Source organism: Planctomycetaceae bacterium, assembly GCA_039680605.1.
GTDB lineage: Bacteria > Planctomycetota > Phycisphaerae > SM23-33 > SM23-33 > JAJFUU01.
On record JBDKTA010000034.1, the window covers coordinates 55,214 to 73,443 of the forward strand.

Annotated in this window: 13 protein-coding genes; 6 read left to right on the forward strand and 7 right to left on the reverse strand. The window is 65.4% G+C overall.

All coding sequences use genetic code 11. The features are described 5' to 3' along the window. The first annotated feature begins 39 nt into the window (after positions 1–39). Both ABFD92_10315 and ABFD92_10320 read left to right on the forward strand, forming a co-directional pair. On the forward strand, positions 40–792 hold the full coding sequence (locus tag ABFD92_10315) for an XDD4 family exosortase-dependent surface protein (protein ID MEN6504923.1): 753 nt from the start codon (positions 40–42) through the stop codon (positions 790–792). A gap of 130 nt (positions 793–922) precedes the next feature. Further along, complete coding sequence (locus ABFD92_10320) at positions 923–1,900, forward strand: uroporphyrinogen decarboxylase family protein (protein MEN6504924.1); 978 nt, start codon at positions 923–925, stop codon at positions 1,898–1,900. 72 nt (positions 1,901–1,972) lie between these two features. On the opposite strand, the gene ABFD92_10325 is transcribed toward ABFD92_10320, so the two are convergent. Next, entirely contained in the window at positions 1,973–3,172 is a 1,200-nt protein-coding gene (locus ABFD92_10325; GenBank protein MEN6504925.1) for a squalene--hopene cyclase, read from the reverse strand. Between the two features lie 255 nt (positions 3,173–3,427). On the opposite strand from ABFD92_10325, the gene ABFD92_10330 reads away from it, so the two are divergent. Beyond that, positions 3,428–4,939 carry a Do family serine endopeptidase gene (locus ABFD92_10330; protein MEN6504926.1) on the forward strand — a complete coding sequence of 504 codons (1,512 nt, stop codon included), beginning with the start codon at positions 3,428–3,430 and terminating at the stop codon, positions 4,937–4,939. Between the two features lie 175 nt (positions 4,940–5,114). Further along, positions 5,115–5,405, forward strand: coding sequence for a DUF3862 domain-containing protein (locus ABFD92_10335; protein MEN6504927.1), 291 nt, complete (start codon positions 5,115–5,117; stop codon positions 5,403–5,405). A gap of 76 nt (positions 5,406–5,481) precedes the next feature. On the opposite strand, the gene ABFD92_10340 is transcribed toward ABFD92_10335, so the two are convergent. The 5 genes from ABFD92_10340 to ABFD92_10360 form a co-directional block, all read right to left on the reverse strand. Beyond that, complete coding sequence (locus tag ABFD92_10340; protein ID MEN6504928.1) at positions 5,482–6,261, reverse strand: ABC transporter ATP-binding protein; 780 nt, start codon at positions 6,259–6,261, stop codon at positions 5,482–5,484. Further along, entirely contained in the window at positions 6,258–7,322 is a 1,065-nt protein-coding gene (locus ABFD92_10345) for an iron ABC transporter permease (GenBank protein MEN6504929.1), read from the reverse strand. The genes ABFD92_10340 and ABFD92_10345 overlap by 4 nt, the downstream gene beginning before the upstream one ends. Next, entirely contained in the window at positions 7,319–7,930 is a 612-nt protein-coding gene (locus ABFD92_10350) for a hypothetical protein (protein ID MEN6504930.1), read from the reverse strand. The genes ABFD92_10345 and ABFD92_10350 overlap by 4 nt, the downstream gene beginning before the upstream one ends. Beyond that, positions 7,927–9,105, reverse strand: coding sequence for an ABC transporter substrate-binding protein (locus ABFD92_10355; protein ID MEN6504931.1), 1,179 nt, complete (start codon positions 9,103–9,105; stop codon positions 7,927–7,929). The genes ABFD92_10350 and ABFD92_10355 overlap by 4 nt, the downstream gene beginning before the upstream one ends. Before the next feature lie 61 nt (positions 9,106–9,166). Beyond that, positions 9,167–9,967 (reverse strand): prepilin-type N-terminal cleavage/methylation domain-containing protein, encoded by an 801-nt coding sequence (locus ABFD92_10360; protein MEN6504932.1) that lies wholly within the window; start codon positions 9,965–9,967, stop codon positions 9,167–9,169. A gap of 171 nt (positions 9,968–10,138) precedes the next feature. On the opposite strand from ABFD92_10360, the gene ABFD92_10365 reads away from it, so the two are divergent. Continuing rightward, on the forward strand, positions 10,139–12,952 hold the full coding sequence (locus ABFD92_10365) for a hydantoinase/oxoprolinase family protein (GenBank protein ID MEN6504933.1): 2,814 nt from the start codon (positions 10,139–10,141) through the stop codon (positions 12,950–12,952). Positions 12,953–13,349: 397 nt separating this feature from the next. Further along, a complete protein-coding gene (locus ABFD92_10370; GenBank protein MEN6504934.1) occupies positions 13,350–17,228 on the forward strand; it encodes a HEAT repeat domain-containing protein in 3,879 nt (1,292 codons plus the stop codon). A 10-nt stretch (positions 17,229–17,238) separates the two neighbouring features. Here ABFD92_10370 and ABFD92_10375 read toward each other — a convergent pair whose 3' ends face one another. Next, the gene (locus ABFD92_10375; GenBank protein MEN6504935.1) at positions 17,239–18,111 is read right to left on the reverse strand and encodes an SDR family oxidoreductase; all 873 of its coding nucleotides are present in this window, start codon (positions 18,109–18,111) and stop codon (positions 17,239–17,241) included. Positions 18,112–18,230: the final 119 nt, after the last annotated feature.

An 18,230-nucleotide genomic window follows, 5' to 3' on the forward strand; every position in this document is an offset into this window, starting at 1 on the left:
GGCGAGGAGGGATTTCGAGCCCGTTGCCCAGGAGGCAATATGAAGAACTTCGCTATCCTTGTGACGTGCGGCCTGATGGGTCTGATGGTTTCCTCCGCCGACGCCAGCGTGATGCTGACGGCCTCGGGCTATTCCGCCACCGGCGATGAGGTCGCCTTCACGGCGGAGGTTTCCATTTCCGGCGACATCCTGACGGTGCAACTGTCGAACAATTCGCCCGTGGCCAGCAACAGCCGAGATGACGTGCTGAGCAGCTTCTACTTCGACATCCTCAACAGCGCCGGCCTGCGACCGAGCCTCAACTATGTCAGCGCCACCGGCGACGTGTGGATGACCAGCCGCAATTCCGCTGACGTGCTGCAGACTGCCGACGCCAACCTGCTGGCCGACAGCAGTGGCGACAATACCTGGCAGTACAAGACAATGAATGCGGCCCTGATGCCCTTCTACGGGTTCGGCATCGGCACAGTGGGCAACAGCGGCCTGGGCGTCAACGGCTTCTCCGGCAATGTCGTCGACGGCGTCGACTACTCGATCTACACCGGCGAAGTCCTGACGCAAAGCCTCAACGGCCTGCTGCTGGTCCGAGGCGGCGCCACCTTCACCTTCTCCGGCGCCACGGGCTTCAGCGACAGCGACATCAAGACCTCGGCCATCTTCGGCCTGGGCACCGGTCCCGACAGCCTGATCACCGGCGGCGGCACCAACAACATTCCCGAGCCCGCCACGGCAGCGATGCTGGTTCTGGGCGGAGTCGTCGCTCTGGCCCGTCAACGCCGGATGACCGTCTGATTCGTTCCGCGCAGACGACCATCCTCCAGCGGGCGGCCCTGAAAAGCCGCCCGCTGCTTTGCGCGCCGAAACATGGCATAATCACACTCGTGGCACGGGCGTCTCGCCCGTGCATTCCGGAGCCGTGCCGATGAACCGCAGGGACAATCTGTATCGTGCCATCACGCGCAATGGACCGCGCTGGGTCCCCTGCGGATACGAAGCCGCACAGTGGATCGGCTCGCCCGTGGTCGAACGCCCCGGCCACGCCGGGCCCGACAGCTTCGGCTGCCGGTGGAGTCTTGAGCCCGACGCCCACGGCGGGACGTTTCCCGCACACGACGGCTTTCCGCTCAAGGAGGGGCTCAACCACTGGCAGGATCACCTCGCCATCCCCGACCTCCACGCGATCGACTGGAGCGGCGTGGCCTCAGCGGCGGCCGCCGTCGACCGAAAGGAACTGCTGATCGTGGGCTGCGTCGAGTTCGGACTCTTCGAGCGATCGTACCTGCTGCTGGGGATGGAAGAGGCGCTGGTGTGCTATCTCACGCGTCCGCGGGAAATGTCTGACATGCTCGCGGCCATCGCCGATTACAAGATCGAGTTGATCCGCAAGTTACACTCGGTCGCCGCCCTGGACGTGCTGTGGTTCGGCGACGACTGGGGCACGCAGCGCGGGCTGTTCATTCCGCCGCCGGCCTGGCGGGCCGTCATCAAGCCCCACCAGAAGCGAATCTACGACGCCATCCACGACCTGGGCATTTTGATCGATCAGCATTCCTGCGGGCACATCGAGGCCGTCTTCGCCGACATGGTCGAGATCGGGGCGGACATGTGGAACCCCTGCCAGCCCTGCAACGACCTGACCGCCCTGAAGCGCCGCTTCGGGCGCCAGATCAGCTTCCACGGCGGCATCGACAGCCAGTTCGTCCTCAGCCGCTCCGGCGTGACGCCCGACCAGGTCCGCGCCGAGGTCCGCAAGCGAATCGCCGACTTGGCGCCCGGCGGCGGATACCTCGCCGCCCCGAGCCACTGCGTACCCTACGACCCCGCCCTCGTAGCCGCCATGACCGAAGAAATCCAATCGTTCGGCCGAGCCATCTATGCCAGCCCCGGCGACCATTCATAGGCATCAACATCCGACGCGCGGCTGGCCATCATAGAACAACAATGCCAGTCGTCATGCCACACCCCCGGTTCCCTATTCCTTTTCCCCCACCGGTTTGATGAGGCTTTCGATGCGCCCTTCCTGGAGGATCGGGAGGTACCGGTTGGGGATCGCCAGCGTGAAACAGCCGATGGCCGTCCCGTAAAGCTGGGCCTCCTTGTCGCGCATGCCCCAGAGGCTGGTGAGCCAGGCGCCGTTCTGCTGGGGATTGTTCGGCTCAACTTTCTGTCGCTTGACCAGCTCGTTGCGCAGGATCGTATAGCAGATTTTCCAGTCGTCGCCGCCTCGCTGATAGATCGCCTGGCTGAGGTAGTACAGCGTGTAGGCGTCGAAGGGCACGTGGTTGGGCTCGATGGCGTAGCTGCGGGTTTTCTTCGACAGGCGGTACTGGTCGTTGAACACCTTCTCGCCGGCCTGCACCGTCTTGCGGATGTACTGCATCGATGTCCCGATGCGCCAGTCGTCATACTGGCCGAACTCCTGCAGGCACACCACCCCGATGGACGTCATCGTGATGCCCGCGCGGGCCAGGTTGCCGTTGGGCTGGTAGGTAAACATCCCCGCCCGGCGCTTGATCTGCTCCAGCGGTTCCTCCCGCCGGTGCCCGCCCTCGGGCACGTAGTGGCGCCGCACGTACGCCAGCGCACGCTCGATGGACCTGGAGTCGACCTTGAACCCGCAGTCCATGGCGCTGCGCAAGGCTTTGGCCTGCATCACCGTCAGCGACAGGTCGTGACCCTCGGGTTTCGAGATCGCCACGTAGTCCCACCCGCCGTCGGAGCACTGGCTGTCCTGGATCAACCGCAGCGCCCGGTCCAGCACGCGCCCCACGCGCTTGTCGCCGGTCATGCCGTAAAGCTGACCGAGCACGAACGTCGCCAGTCCGTGGTTGTACATATCGTGGCCGCGAACGGCGATGTTCAGCAGGCCCGAGGGCTTGGCGTTGTTGAGGATGTAGTCCATCGCCATCTGCGAATTGTGCCCGTACTTGCCCCGCCCGGGCAGGTGCCCCGCCGAGAGGTACGCCAGCAGCCCCATGCTCACCAGACCGAGATTTTCATTGTCCCAGTTGCCCTTGGCGCCCTGGTTTCTGGCCAGCCACTCGATGCCGCGTTCGAGGGCGGCTTTGCTTTCGGGCGTGACCTCCCAGGCGTTGCTCTGGGCCTGGGCGGCCGCGGGCAGCACCAGCAGCAGCGCCAGCGCGGCAGATACGATCGGCGAGATTCTTTTCATGCGGACTCCGGCCCCTTTGGGGCGGCAATGATATTGTAACACCGTCGCGTCGGCGCGGGTCCGCGGCAATATGGAGTGCGGCAGCCCTAGCTGCCGCTTTAAGAGTTGTCGCGACATTAAGGGACTGCGACGCGGGAAGCGGCCAAAGCGGCAGCTAAGGCTGCCGCACTCCACATGGGCGTGCCGGCTGCGTGAATAGAATACCTGTGAACACCGCAACGGGGGCACTCACTACAACGCCGGGGGGAGGCTGTAATGCTGCAAAAGAAGCGATGGATTCCAGTGGCTGTGTTCGCGAGCATTTTCGCGTATGTCGCCATCGACGGGGCGCGGCTGATTCACAACTTCACCTTCGCCGTCACCAAGGCCAGGACCGAGGCGCTGCGCCAGCAGTTGGGTCCGCTGGCCAAGTCCGACGCGCTATCGCCGTTGTTCGCGCAGATTTCCGCGTCGATCAAACCCGCCGTCGTCGAGGTGCGGGTCGTCAAGAAGGTGCGCATGGAGTCCTCGCCGGAGATGAACGAGTTCCTGCGGCACTTCTTCGGCGACAGCGGAAGCAGCGAAACGCAGCCGAAAATGCGCGAGTTCCTCAAGCGCGGGCTGGGCAACGGCGTCGTCGTCGACGCCGGCAAGGGCTATATCCTGACCAACTACCACCTGATCGCCGAGGCCGACCTGGTCCGCATCGCCCTGCCCGACGGGCGATCGCTCAAAGTGGAATGGACCCGTAGCGATCCCCAGACCGACCTGGCGGTCGTGAAAGTCAACGCCGACAATCTCATCGACGCCCCCCTGGGCGACAGCGACGCCATCCACGTGGGCAACTGGGTGCTGGCCATCGGCTCGCCCCAGGGGCTTGAACAGACCGTCACCGCCGGAATCATCTCGGCCAAGGGACGCAACACCGGACAGACCAACACGTTTCAGAGCTTCATCCAGACAGACGCGGCCGTCAACCGCGGCAACAGCGGCGGACCGCTGGTGAACATGAAGGGCGAAGTAATCGGGATCAACACGGCGATCCTGACCGAGAGCGGCGGCAGCGAGGGGATCGGGTTCGCCGTTCCTTCGAATATGGCCATAAACATCATGAAGCAGCTCATCGACAAGGGGAAAGTGTCGCGCGGATTCCTGGGCATCACGACCCAGAGCGTCAGCCCCAACCTCGCCAGGAGCTTCAGCCTGCCCGACGCCCAAGGGGTTCTGGTGACGATGATCGACCCGGGAAGCCCCGCCGCCAAGGCGGGAATCAAGGAAGGCGACTTCATTACCGCCCTGGGCGGAAAGGGCGTCGCCGAACCCAACGAACTGCGGACGGCCACCGCCGCCCTGCCGCCGGGAAAACAGGTGGACATCGAGTACTACCGCGCGGGCAAAAAGACCTCCCTGTCGCTGACGCCCCAGGAGCAACCTGCCGCGACGGCCTCGCCCAGTGCGGTTGTGGTCCCGCGCGGTTCGGACCTGGCGCAGTTTGGAATGGTCGTTGATACCATGACGCACGAACTGGCGATGCAGTACGGTTACGACGGGGTGCCCCGCGGGGTCCTCATCACCAAGGTGCGTCCGGGTTCGGCCGCCGATGGGCAGGGGCTCACGGCGGGCATGGTCATCACGCAGGTCCAGGAGCAGGAAGTCTCCTCGACCGAGCAGCTCCACACCCTCATCCGCAACAGCGTCGCGACGCACGGGGTGCGCCTGCGCACGATGACATCTTCGGGACGCGTGTCGTTTTCGTTCCTGACCCCCGAGGAACCGGCCAACCCGTAGCGACGGAACCGGAAAATGAGCCGCTGAGGTCGCTGAGGACGCAGAGGCAAGAGTTTGTTTAGCCCTTACGATCCTCAGCGTCCTCAGCGGCTTATACCGATGGCAGTAATCGACCTTGCACTGGGCTTGGGGAAGAGCCCGCGAACGGGATCTTGATATTAGGAAGGAGTGAATCATGAACAAGTCGGTCACGATCGCCGCCGTCGCGTTGGCGGCGGCGCTGGTCCTGGCGCCGATGGCGTGCAACAGGCTCACCCACACCAACTACGATCGCATCCGGACCGGCATGACGGTCGACCAGGTCAAAGACATCCTGGGCGAGCCGCAGGAAGTCGATTCCGGCGGCGGCGAGATCCTGGGCGTCGGCGCCTCGGGAACCAGCATGGTCTGGCGATCGGGCAACAAGACCATCACCGTCGTCTTCGTCAACAACCAGGTGGTCTCCAAGTCGATGTCGAACCTGTAGTGGGTGCGTGAATCACGACATGGCGGCTGAAAGACGGTCCGTTGCGTGACGGGTTTGTTCAATCCGAAATCCGCAATCACAAATCCGCAATCGTTCTCAGCCCCAGCGGCGTGATCATGGGCAGACCGGACGCGTCGTACGTCACCGACGCGTCGATGCCGTACACCTCGGCCATCATCTCGCGCGTCAGCACGTCGGCGGGCGCGCCGGATCCGTAGATGCGTCCCTGGTGGAGCACGTAGACGGTGTCGGCGAAGCGCGCGGCGGCATTGAGGTCATGCACGGCGACGGCGACGCTCAGGTCGCGCGCCGCCCGCAGCGACGCCAGCAGCATGCAGATCTCGAACTGGCGGCGCAGGTCGAGATTCGACGTGGGCTCATCCAGCAGCAGCACCGCCGGCTCGCGCGCCAGCGCCTGGGCGATGCTCACCAGTTGGAGTTGGCCGCCGCTGAGCTGGTTGATCCCGCGCCCCGCCAGGGCGGTCACGCCGACGTCGTGCAGCACGCCCTCGACGGCCTGGATGTCGCTCTCGCTGACGTGCCATTCCAGCGTGTGCAGCCGCCCCAGCAGCACGGCCTCGAAGACCGTCAGCACCGCCTGGGTCGAGACATTCTGGGGCAGATAGCCCACGTCGCGCGCCACGTCCTTGCGCGACATCGCCCGCAAGTCGCGCCCGTTGAGCGTGACCCGCCCCTGCGGGCGCAGCAGCCCGCAAAGGCATTTGAGCAGCGTGCTCTTGCCCGCGGCGTTGGGCCCGATGACAGCCGTGATCCCGCGCTCGATGCGGATATCCACCCCTGCCAGCACGGCTGCGGCGCCGTACGAAAACTCCAGGTTGGTTCCCTCAAGAATCACCAGTAAGACTTCCTCGACGTCAGGATCATCGCTGCGAAAAACGGAACACCCAGCACCGCTGTGGCGATGCCCACCGGCAGCACCGCCCCGGGCAGCACCGCCTTGCACACCGCCGATGCCGACGTCAGCAGCACCGCTCCCAGCAGCGCCGAAAGCGGCAGCAGGTACCGCTGGTCCTCCCCCACCATCCTCCGCGCCAGGTGCGGGGCCACCAGCCCGATGAACCCGATCGCCCCGGCGAAACACACCGCCGCGGCAGTCAGCACCGACACCAGCGCCAGGGTCCGCAGGCGAAGACGCTGCACGTCGACGCCCAGGCTGCGGGCGTGGCTCTCGCCCAGGCGCAGGGCGGTCAGCCGCCAACTGCTCATCGCCAGAAGAACCATCGACGACGCCAGAACGCACGAGACGACGGCCAGTTTCTCCCACGTGGCGCCCTGGAGGCTGCCGAAGATCCAGAACACGATGGCCTGCAACTGGTTTTCCGACGCCAGGTACTGCATCAGGGCCACGCCCGAGTTGAACAGGAACAGCAACGCCACCCCGCCCAGAACGACCGTCTCAGTGCCGGCGCCGCGAAGGCGTGCCACAGCGAAGATCGCCATGCACGAGAGCATCGCAAAAACAAATGCCGACGCCGGAACTGCCACCGCCAGCGGCAGGGCCACCGGAACGATCATCGCCAGCGCCGCGCCGAAGCTCGCGGCCGCCGATACCCCCAGCGTGTACGGGCTGGCCAGCGGGTTGTTCAGGATCGTCTGCATCTGCACCCCGGCCACCGCCAGCGCCGCCCCGACTGCCGCGGCCATCAGCGCCGTGGGCATGCGGAAGGTCCACAGGATCGTGCGATGGGCAGGCTCGACGTGCTCGGGCGTACACACCGCTGCCAGGACCTGCCCCACCGAAAGCGTCGCCGGCCCGGTCATCACGTCGATCACCAGCGCCACCAGCACCGCCGCAGCCGCCGCGGCCAGAACCATCAACCGCCGCCGCCCCATCCGGCGGTACTGGCTGCCCGAGGCGGCGACAGCGGCCGCGACATGTGGCGTCCGGGAGTTCATGACATCTCAGCCAGCAAGTCGTCAAGCGTGCAGAGGCGCACGCCCGCGGCGGCGAAATCGGCCAGTATTTCCCGGCGGTACTCGTCCGTGCCGCAGCGCCCGTACCCCTTGGCGCTGGCGATGGTAACGTCCGTCACGACGCGCACGTTTTGTCCGGCCGCCAGAAGGCCCCGCACGGCGGCGTTGACGCACAGGTCGAACCCGTTCCCGAAGACGACCCATTCGCCCACGTCCAGCGCGCGGACCATTGCGACGGCGTTGGCGTTGTCTGCGAACATGTCGAACGCGCGGCAGGCATAGTTTTTTGGCGGGTCGTTGTAGGTCTTCTTGGCCAGGCAGATCAGGGCGGCTGAATCCAGCCGCCGGCGCCACTGCTGGTCGGCGGCGTCGAGGGGCACCAGCAGCACGTCATTGAGGCTTCCGGCATCGAGCATGCGTCCGGAGCAGCAGGTGGTAAACACCAGCGGCGCCTCCAGCCGGCGCGCCAGGCCGTAAATCTGCTCCAAACGCGGCGCCAGCGGCTTGACGCGCGGACGAAACTGCAGCCCATCGCCGGCGTCGGTCAATTCACGGCAGTCGACGTCGAAAAATCCCAGTCGCCGCTTCATCGATCGCTCCCGTCCAGTTCAAGCATCCACGTGCCGCTGCACTCGAAGGGCATGAACCGCTTGTGGAACTCGCCCAGCGACGCCGCCGGGTCCAGGTCCGCGAATGTTTGTGGATAGAACCACTTGGCCATCTGCTGCACGCAGGCATAGAACGTCGGATGCATCACAAATCCATGAAACACCGTGTAGACGCGGCGGTTCCTGACGGCGGACAGATGCTCCCACCCCGGCCGCCTGGTAAAACCCTCTAACAACTTGCGAGCCTCGCCGGGCGAGGTGCTGTAGCCCAGATGCATCGTGTCGGCAGCCGCCGGCCAGTTCGCCCCGGTGATCACGATCACGTCCGGGTCGCTCTTGAGGAGGTGCTCGGCGCTGATGGGCCCCATGGCCGGCGCGACGCCCAGGGCGATGTTGCGGCACGGAAGGCGCGACAGCGCCATGCCCCAGGCGGTGCTCTTGCCGCTGCTGTCGCTGCCGTACGAGTTACCGTACTGCGACGGACCCAGGTGCCCGCTCTCGATATACACCGACGGGCCGCCCGGCTTGATCGTTCCCAGCCGCGACAACACCTTCTCCAACTCCTGGTTCATGAAGGCGACAATCTCCCGCGCCCGCGACTCTTTGCCCAAGGCGCGGCCGAGCATGGCGATGCTTCGCTGGGGGCCGCTGTACGGGTCGCTGGATTGATCGGTGAAGACGATCGGCACAGCGGCCTGCTGGAGTTTTTCGATGCACTTGTACCCGCGTTCGATCATGAACACGTCGCCGACGACCAGGTCGGGCTTGAGTGCCAGGACGGCCTCGACGCTCACCGCATCGGAGAAGACCGACCCCAGCAGCGGTATCTGCCCCAGGCGCGGGTAGCGATGGAGGTACTTGGCGTAGGCGTCCTTGTCGGAGGTCTGGACGTCGGGACCCCACGCGACGATCTTCGTCTCCACTTCATCGCCCAGCAGCATCGACAGCGAGTAGATGTCGCGGCTGCGGATCAGCACGATCCGCTCGATGCGCGCCGGCAGGGTGACGCTGCGCCCGGCCAGGTCCGTCAGCGTCACCGTCGGGCCCGCCGCCGAAGGCAAGGAGGCGCGATTGAGGCTGGAGTGGGCGCGAAAGAAAACCGCCGCGGCCGCAATGGCAGCAAGAGCAGGCACGACAATCAATACAGTCTTGCGCACGGTTGCTCGTCCAATAATCCCCCAGTTGACCAGTTAACGAGGTAACCAGTCAACCCTGTCCTCAGTCGACGGTGAACAGTTCGTCGGTGGCGGGGTTTTCATCCATATCCAGGTCACCCACGTTATTCGACTTGGCCTGTTCGAGGGTGATAGCCGCCTGTCCGGTGGCGGTGTATGCGGCGCGGATCCACTTGGCTCGTTCCTCGCCGACGTGCCCGTCGACCCACAGGACGTTGCCCTTTCCGCCGTGGCGGGCGTGGAAACCCGGATAGTCCTGCGAGGGCGGGTTGAGGAACGGCGTGGTCTCCAGGAGGTTTGGGTTGCTCTTGACGTTGCGGGCGCAGTCCGCAAAGCATACTTTCGACGCCGGGCGCTGGATGCTGTGGATATTCGTCCAGTTGAAGGTCTTGGGGCCACCGCCGGCCGGAGTGCCATCATAATACGAGAAGTAGTACCAGTTGTAGCCGATGCCCATCTGCCCGTTGTTGGGCAGGCCCGACCACGCCGGGCAGGCATCCATTCGCCCGTCGCCCATGTACGGCATCAGCGGCGACATATCCGGGTGGTACTTGGTCAGGTCGCTGGCCGAGGCGGGCGGACGCTCCTGGGCGCCTGACCAGAACTTGTAGTAGACCGGATCGGTGTAGTCTCGCCCGGCCACCGCCAGGTCATTGTGATCCATCGCGTGTCGTCTCCAGGCCGCACCCAGGCTCTTGAGCGTCGTCGAGCACGCCACCGACCGCGCGCTGACCAGGGCGTTGCCGATAACCGGCACGAGGATGGCCACCAGCACCGCGATGATGGCAATCACCACCAGCAGTTCCACAAGGGTAAAGGCGTTGACTCTCGTTGTTCTTCTCATGTGCGGGGCCATTTCCTTTCGCGTCCGCAAATCATTACGCCCCCACCCCATCGACCGGGACGGAAAAATCGCGCGGCCCGCGCCGCGCCTGATATAATCCCCTTTCCCTGATGCCAACAACCCGCGGAGCAAGCTCCGCCGCTAACGGATACCTAAGGAGGCCTTGCGGCTGTGGAAAAGATCAATCGCGTTCACGTGATCGCCTGCGGCGTGCTGGCGGTCGATCTCAAGGACCTCGTCGCCAGGCTGGGCTTCGACGTCTCGCTGTCGTTCCTGCCCGGCGGGCTGCACAGCACCCCGCGAGAGCTGCGCCGCCGGCTGCAGGAAGCCGTCGACGAGGCCACCGCCCAGAAGCGCGGCGATCTGATCGCCATCGGCTACGGCGTGTGCGGGCTGGGGGCGGTGGGCATTCACGCGCGGACGATCCCGCTGGCGATTCCGCGCGTCAACGACTGCATCGCCCTGTTCCTGGGCTCCGACAGCGCGTACAAGGAGCAGTTCGCCCGCTTTCCGGGCACGTATTACATCTCGGCCGGCTGGGTCGAGGAGAAGGCCACCCCGCAATGCTCGGCCGACAAAGGGGCCGACGGCAATTTCAAAGACGCCGAGTTCCAGGATCTCCTGGCCAAACACGGGCAGGAAAACGCACACGCCATCCGCTACTTCCTCAATAGCTGGCAGAGGAACTATCAGCGCGGGGCGTTCATCGACACCGGCGCGCAAGGCCGCCGGCGCTACGCCGACATCGCCGAAGCCATGAGCAAGGAGTTCGGCTGGAAGTACGAAGAGCTCGCCGGCAGCCACGACCTGCTCAAGCGCCTGCTGACGCAGCGGTACACCAGCGATGAGATCCTGATCGTGCCGCCCCACCACGTGACAACCTTCGACGCCGTCTCTCGCGGTCTCAAGGCCGTGCCCGTGTGGGAGACTGACGGCGGCCCGTCGCGTAACAGCACGCTGGTCTTCGACGCCCCGGCCGCTGCCGGCGCCGGCGCCCGTGCGGCGCGGCTGGGCCTGGGCATCGACGCCGGCGGCACGTACACCGACGTGGCGATCTACGACTTCCAGTCCAACGCCGTGCTGTCCAAGGCCAAGGCCCTGACCACCAAGTGGGACTTCACCATCGGCATCAACAAGGCCCTGGACCAGCTCGACCACGCGATGCTCGCCGATGTGGACCTTGTGGCCATCTCGACGACGCTGGCGACCAACGCCATCGTCGAGGGGCGCGGGCAGAAGGTCGGCCTGCTGATCCTGCCGCCGTACGGCTTGTTCGACGACGCCGACATCGCCTACCGCCCCATCGCCGTGCTGACGGGCAAGCTTGAAATCGACGGGCGCGAAATTGCCCCGATCGACCCGGCCCAGGTGCGAACGATCGTGCGCGAGATGATCGACAAGCAGCAGGTCACCGCCTTCGCCGTAACCGGCTACGCCAGCCACGTCAACCCCGACCACGAGCTGCAGGTCAAGGCCATCATCCAGGAGATGACCGCCCTGCACGTCAGTTGCGGACACGAGGTGGCCAAGGGCGTGAACTACCGCCTGCGGGCCGAGACGGCCGCCCTGAACGCCCGCATCATCCCCTGCCTCGAGGCGTTCATCGCCGACGTGCAGAAGTCGCTGCACAAGCGCGGCATCGACGCGCCGCGAATGGTCGTCAAAAGCGACGGCTCGCTCATGACCATGCAGACCGCCGGCGAGAAGCCCATCGAGACGATCCTGTCGGGCCCTGCCGCCAGTGTCGCCGGGGCACGATACCTGGCCGGCGTCAAAGACGCCATCGTCGTCGACATCGGCGGCACGACGACGGATACTGCCGTCATCCGCGACGGCGTCGTCCAGACGCGCGAGGACGGCGCCACCGTCGGCGGCTGGAAGACCCTCGTCAACGCCCTGGACATGCGCACGCTGGGCCTGGGCGGCGACAGCCGGATCGCTTACGAAAAGCAGCGAACCCGCATCGGTCCTCGGCGCATCGCGCCGGTGGCCTGGCTGGCCGCGCATCATGATGGCGTCGGCCGCACCCTCGACTATCTCCAGCGGCGCCTGGACTGGTTCGACACCTCCAGCGGCGGCATGGACATGCTCGTCCTCAACGGGCGAGACCACCGCCTGGCCCTGAGCGATCACGAAGCCGCCATCCTGGATGCCCTGCACGGCGGCCCGTTGTGCCTGGACGAACTGGCCCGCCGCGTCGACTGCGTCGCCTGGGAGTTGCTGCCCCTGACGCGCCTGGAGGAGAACCACATCGTGCAACGATGCGGCCTGACGCCCACCGATCTGCTGCACGCGACCGGGCAGGTGAGCCTCTGGGACGGCGCCGCTTCGCGCCGCATGACCGAGCTTTACGGAGCACTGGCCGGGCTCGACTTTCAGCAGTTCGCCCAGGACGCTCTCGATCTGTTCGTGCGGATGCTCGCACTGGAGTTGCTCAAGAAGCAGATGGACGAGCACGTCGATGCCAACGCCCTCGATCACAGCCCCGCGGGCATGGCCCTGGTACACAACCTGCTCGCCGGCGGCGGCGAGGGCTATCGCGTGCGCGTGCAACTTAAGCGACCCATCGTCGGCATCGGGGCGCCGGTGCATTTCTTCCTGCCCCAGGCCGCCGCGCTGCTGGAAACGCAGGCCATCATCCCGCCCAACGCCGACGTGGCCAATGCCATCGGTGCCGTCACCAGCTCGGTGTTCATCCAGAAACGGGTCGAGATCGTTCCCAACGAGTTCGGCCGCTACCAACTCGAAGGCCTGCCCGGAGCGGCGACATTCGCCAATCTCGAAGACGCCCAGCAGGCCGCCATCGACCTGCTGCAGCACCATGTGCGGGAACTGGCCGCCCGCGCCGGAACCAGCCAGCGCCGAGTCGAGATCCTCCTGCACGACCAGGTGGCCGCCGTCGCCGACGGCGGGCAGCTATTCCTCGGCCGCAAACTCGAAGCCCGCCTCACCGGCCGCCCCGACCTGGCGGCGCTATCCAGCTAGCCCCTATGGAGTGCGGCAGCAGCAGCAGCCGCTTTGGCTGTTGTTGGGAAGGTTTGTGAATAAAACGCGTTTGTCTCTGCGGCCGAAAAACATCCAAAGCGGCAGCTGCTGCTGCCGCACTCCATAGTAGTCACGCCATGGGGCCGCGGATGGATGGATGGGTGGATGGATGGGGATTGGGGTGCCATGGCGGCCGTTGTTCAGCCGCCATGCTCGCGCGGAACACTCAGGGACATGGCGGCTGCGAAACGGCCGCCATGGCACCCGGTCGTCTGCGCAGCAAGATGCCCGGGGTCGCCATGGGCTCGCGAAATAATTACAATAAAGTCAGAAGAAACCGCCGTCCTCCTGCGTCATAGTTCCGGGCCGCCCGTTGGGCGGCTGCAGCAGGTGAAGAATGAAGCCATTACGGCAGGTCTGGCTGGCAACAGCCTGCGCGGCGATTACGCTCGTCGCGCAGGGGCGGGCCGATCTGCCCACAGGCGAGCCGGCATCGCGTGCGGCCAGTTCCCGCTCGGCTGGCTCGCGCCCCGCCGACGAGATCACCCGCCGGCGCGTGCAGGCGCTGATCAAGGACTTGGACTCCAAAACCCCCTTGCAATGCCTCCAAGCCGCCACGGACCTGGGCGAATATGGCTCCCACGCCCGCTCGGCCGTGCTGCCCCTGGCCAGGAAGCTCACCGATTCTGAATGCTCCGGCGCCGCCGCACGGTCGCTGGCGTATATTCTCTCCGTCGGCGGCCCGCTCGAAGCCCAGAGTCGCGCCCAGTTGATGGAGACCGTATTGGGCGGCAGCAAAGACGCTCTGGCAGGATATCTGGCCTACGTTTCCGATACGTGCCCCGAAGGCGATTCCGATTTCCCCGCCCTGGTAGCCGCTCATCTCCACGACCCGGATCGCAACGTGAGGCTTGCCTGCGTCACAGCCTGCAGGCGGTTAGGCCAAGCCGCGCGATTCAGCCGCCCGGCCCTGGTGGTCCTTCTGGACGATCCGGATGACTATGTTCGCGATGCCGCCCTGGAAGCAATCGAGAACCTCGGTCCGGCCCCGGACCTGATCGGCGTACTTCGAAAGTTGCTCAAGACTGAATCCCAACAGGCATTGGCCCTGAAGATGATCGACGATCTTGGCCCCGGCGCGCGGGCGGCATTGCCGGAACTGGTCGATGTGCTGGCTCACAACAACGACAGCGACTTGAGGCGGCCGGCCGGGGCGATTCTTCGCAAACTGGCCGGCGAGAGCTTTGAGGCGGTCTTCAAGGCCATGGTCGCGATGAAGGACACCAATGACGAAATTGACGCGCTGCTGATATGGCACAGCGACGACCCAGCGGTTCAGCAATCGCTGACGGCGGCCGCTCTCAAGTACCTCCAGCACCCCCAGCCCCTGATCCGCAAACAGGCCCTGCGGGCCCTGAAGGGGAATTATTCGCCATCGGCCATCGAGCCTGTGGCAAAGACTCTCACTGATGCCGACCCCTGGGTGCGGGTTCTGGGCGCCGAGGTGCTGGCCCGCTTTGCGGCGGGCCTGGCCGACCAGCCCATTCCAAAGACTCTGGCAGAGGCCCTGACCGCCGCTTCCCAGAGCCCGGATCGCGCCGTCCGCGCCGCGGCGGTTGCTTTCCCTGAAGGACCGCTCAACGACTTCGCGCTGAACCTCTGCATCAAGGCCGCCGCCGATCATGCCCTTGAGCCTGAGCCGCCCGAATCGCCTGGGCAGGACGACCCGCCCAAGGACAAGCCCGAGTCTCCCAAGCGGGTCAGTCTCGCTGCCCTGGAGACATTGGCCAAGCTGGCCCCAACGCAGCCCCCGGCCGCACGGGCGGTGCAGACGGCCCTGCTATGCCCCGACCCGGCCGTTCGTGCCGACGTCGTCGACGTGCTGATCCGTCGCGGCGAGGCGGAAATGCGAAACGCGCTGCTGGCCAAATCGCTGGCCGATCCGTCATCGGCCGTGCGCGGCGCAGCCGTGCAAGCCTACCTCTACTGGATTGACAATGTCCAGCGCATGACTCCATGGCACGCCAGGCGGATGGCGCCTCTCATCCTCGATGAAAGCCTTTCCACCGAACTTCGATGCGCGCTCATCCAGGGGCTGGGTAACCGTCGCGGCGCCAGACCTTTCCTGACAGCCGCCGCCGGCAGCGCCGACGGCGAGGTGCGGTCCATGGCTCTGATGGCCATGCAAGTGCCCGACCCGATAGCGATACTGCTGGCGGCATCGGCGCAAGGCCGCAGCATCGCCATCGATCTCGCACACGGTTCGCTGCCATCTGTCTCCTACGCGATTATTTCCCCGTTCCTGCCGAGCTTTCCAAGCGACGATGCGCCGGCCAAGCCCACAGGCACGCCCGCGCAAGTCGCGGGGTGGATCGTGGAAAACCTATTCTCGGAAAGTGGCTCCACGGTCCGTAAGGCCAGGGCCATCCTGCTCGGCATGAGCGATCAGGAACTGCAGATCGCCCTGAGAATGCTGGGCGAAAGACTCGGCCAGGACGGAGCCGCCGAGGCCCTGATCATGCTGGGGCCTGCTTCCATTCCTGTGCTGACAAAGGCACTGGACACAGTGCAGAAAGACGCCCGCCGTCAGGCAGCCTTCGCACTGTCGATCGTAGATCCGGATAACGCCAGGGGTGTCCTGTGCCTGGCCCAGATGGTTCAACAGGATCATGACGCCCAAGCCCTGACGCTGCTGGGCAAGTTGGGTGTTCGGGCCGCCCCGGCGACGGCGGTCTTGCTCAACGCCGCTCAAGACGATAGTCCGACCTTCGCCGCCCTGGCGGTCAATGTCCTGGCGCGGGCGGCGGCAGATGATCCTGCCGTCAAGGCCGCGCTGCGCGACGCCCTGTCCGACAGCCGCCTGTCGGTCCGCAAGGAAGCCGTCAACGCCGCCCACGCCACCGCCCTGCAGGACCCCGCCGCAGTCCGCCTTCTGGTACAGAAGCTTTACGACGAAGACCCCGACGTCGTGCGCCGGGCCATCTATGCTCTGTGCGATGCCAAACTCACCGCCGAACTCCGCAATGACTTGACGACGTTTCTCAGCCGGCAACACAGGCCGGAAATCCGCTTCCACGCCGCGCGGGCTCTCTTTCGGACGGATCCCAAGTCGCGTCTGCTCACCCAGGAATTGCTGGCGGCGGCTGAAAACACCTCCGGGATCTATTCAAGCGGGGCCAGCAGTGAGGCATTCGCGGCCCTGGCCGACAAGAAACCCCACCCGGATCTGGTCTTGCCGGTCCTGCGGCGGATGAAAGAAGGCGGCGATGAAAGAGCCGCATACGTGCTGGCCGCATACGAGCCCGTCACTACAGAACGCGTGGTTGCGTCGACATTCGCCCGCTTTGGCAGCCTGCGTATGTGGCTGCGGGAAGATCCGAACGATGTGCTGACCAGGGCCGGCGACGATGCAAAGATCCTGGCGGCAATTGTGGAAGGACTTCGCGACGCCGACAGCGAGACCGGCATGGCTATTGCCGAGGCACTGAGTTCAGGCAAGTTCAAAGCCGACTATGCCGCGGCCCACCTTCGCGCCATGCTGCTGCGGGAAGATTTCCCGCCTGATCACCGCATTGTCTATGGATTGGCCCTGCACCGCATCACCCCCGCCGACGCAACGCCGCTGCGAAAGATCGTGGAGATCATGCAGGATCCCTGGTGCCATCGGCGAACCACACATCGAGCCCTGAGTATCCTGGCGGACATGGGACCTGCGGCACAGCCGGCACTGGAGGCGATCAAGAAGCTTCCGACGTCAGGCATGGTCACCGCCTGGGCCATTCTCCGAATAGACACCCGCGACCGCCTGGGCAGGGCCCTGCTGCTGCGCGAGTTCGACCGCCGGGCCAATGAACGCCCTGCCCTGGCTCTGGCACGCATACTTGGGCCCCGGGCTGACATTGCAGGCGAGAAAATCAAAGCCCTCACGCACCGTCGTGACTTGGGAACAATGGCTGGCTTGACCCTGGCGTCCGTTCAACCGGACAATGCCGAGGCCGTGATCGCAGCGCTTGATTTCTTTATCCGATCGATCGCTACTGACAGCTACGACATCCATTCGGATTTTGTCCGTTGGGGCGAGAGTGAAGGCTCCCTTGCAAATCGCATCTACAAAGAAACCAATGCCCAAGTCATGGCATGGAGAACTCTTAGCGGAGAGCGGGCCGGCGATGTGATTCTCCCGGCGGCGATCAAGGTGCGATCGAAGCTGGCTGCACAGATCAGTTCGCAGAAGCAAGCCGCCTCGCGCCCCGCACCGGCGTCACGCGGGCAGTAGCCTCCACCGCTCACTCCACCGTCCGCACGCACTTGCCTTCGAGGCCTTGTTTGCTGTGGTGCAGTTCAAGGTCACCTTCGGGTTGGCGGCGGAGGTCGTCGGGGACGGCCCGGCCGATGGGGCCTCGGCCAATCGAGATTCCGCCGTCGACGAAGTACAGGGCGCCGGTGACGAAGCTGGCGTCGTCGCCGGCGAGGAAGGCGAAGACGCGGGCGGCTTCCTCGGGCGTTCCGCGCCGGCCCATGGGGGTGGCGTCGAGGATGTCCTGCTCCATCTGCTCGGTCATGGGGCTGACCTCGACGTCATGCCACTGCGTGTCGATGGGCCCGGGGCAAACGCAGTTGGCCCGAACGCCGTAGCGGGCCTGCTCCTGGGCGAGGCTTCGCGTGAAGGCGTGAATCCACCCCTTGGAGCCGCCGTAGGGCGCGCATCGCGGCTGACCTAGCAGCCCGGCCTCGCTGCCGGTGCAGATGACGCACCCGCGCCGGCGCCTCAGGTGCGGCAGGGCGTAATGCGTCATCAGGAACACCGAGCGAACGTTCATCCGCATCATGTAGTCGAAGTCCTCGATGGGAAAGGCGTCGACCTCGGCGACGGTCTGAAACGTGCCGGCGTTGTTGACGAGAATGTCGAGCCCCCCGAACGCCTCGACGGCGCGCTGCACGCAGCCCTGAGCATGAACGGCGTCGGATACGTCGCCGCTGTAGGCCTCGGCCTGGCCGCCGGAGTGGCGGATGGCCCGGGCCACCTCCTCGACCGGGTCGTCGGCCAGGCCGTTGACCAGCACCGACGCGCCGAGGCGGGCGAAGAGGGTGCTGACGGCCTCGCCGATCCCTGTGCCCCCGCCGGTCACGATCGCCACTTTATGCTCCAGACTGCCCATGGTCTTACCCCTCCGTGATATCCGAAGTATATCCGCATTATCATTGAAGCCGCGAACGCGGATGGACGATCAACTAAGCGGGAATAGCCCGTCCGGGCCAGTCGTCTTGTGAAAGGAAA

Bases quoted from the DNA above. Each gene is read 5' to 3' on its own strand.
- ABFD92_10330 (MEN6504926.1), top strand. From the start codon at position 3,428: ATGCTGCAAAAGAAGCGATGGATTCCAGTGGCTGTGTTCGCGAGCATT.
- ABFD92_10325 (MEN6504925.1), bottom strand. From the start codon at position 3,172: ATGAAAAGAATCTCGCCGATCGTATCTGCCGCGCTGGCGCTGCTGCTG.
- ABFD92_10345 (MEN6504929.1), bottom strand. From the start codon at position 7,322: ATGAACTCCCGGACGCCACATGTCGCGGCCGCTGTCGCCGCCTCGGGC.
- ABFD92_10350 (MEN6504930.1), bottom strand. From the start codon at position 7,930: ATGAAGCGGCGACTGGGATTTTTCGACGTCGACTGCCGTGAATTGACC.
- ABFD92_10370 (MEN6504934.1), top strand. From the start codon at position 13,350: ATGAAGCCATTACGGCAGGTCTGGCTGGCAACAGCCTGCGCGGCGATT.
- ABFD92_10320 (MEN6504924.1), top strand. From the start codon at position 923: ATGAACCGCAGGGACAATCTGTATCGTGCCATCACGCGCAATGGACCG.
- ABFD92_10315 (MEN6504923.1), top strand. From the start codon at position 40: ATGAAGAACTTCGCTATCCTTGTGACGTGCGGCCTGATGGGTCTGATG.
- ABFD92_10360 (MEN6504932.1), bottom strand. From the start codon at position 9,967: ATGAGAAGAACAACGAGAGTCAACGCCTTTACCCTTGTGGAACTGCTG.
- ABFD92_10335 (MEN6504927.1), top strand. From the start codon at position 5,115: ATGAACAAGTCGGTCACGATCGCCGCCGTCGCGTTGGCGGCGGCGCTG.
- ABFD92_10375 (MEN6504935.1), bottom strand. From the start codon at position 18,111: ATGGGCAGTCTGGAGCATAAAGTGGCGATCGTGACCGGCGGGGGCACA.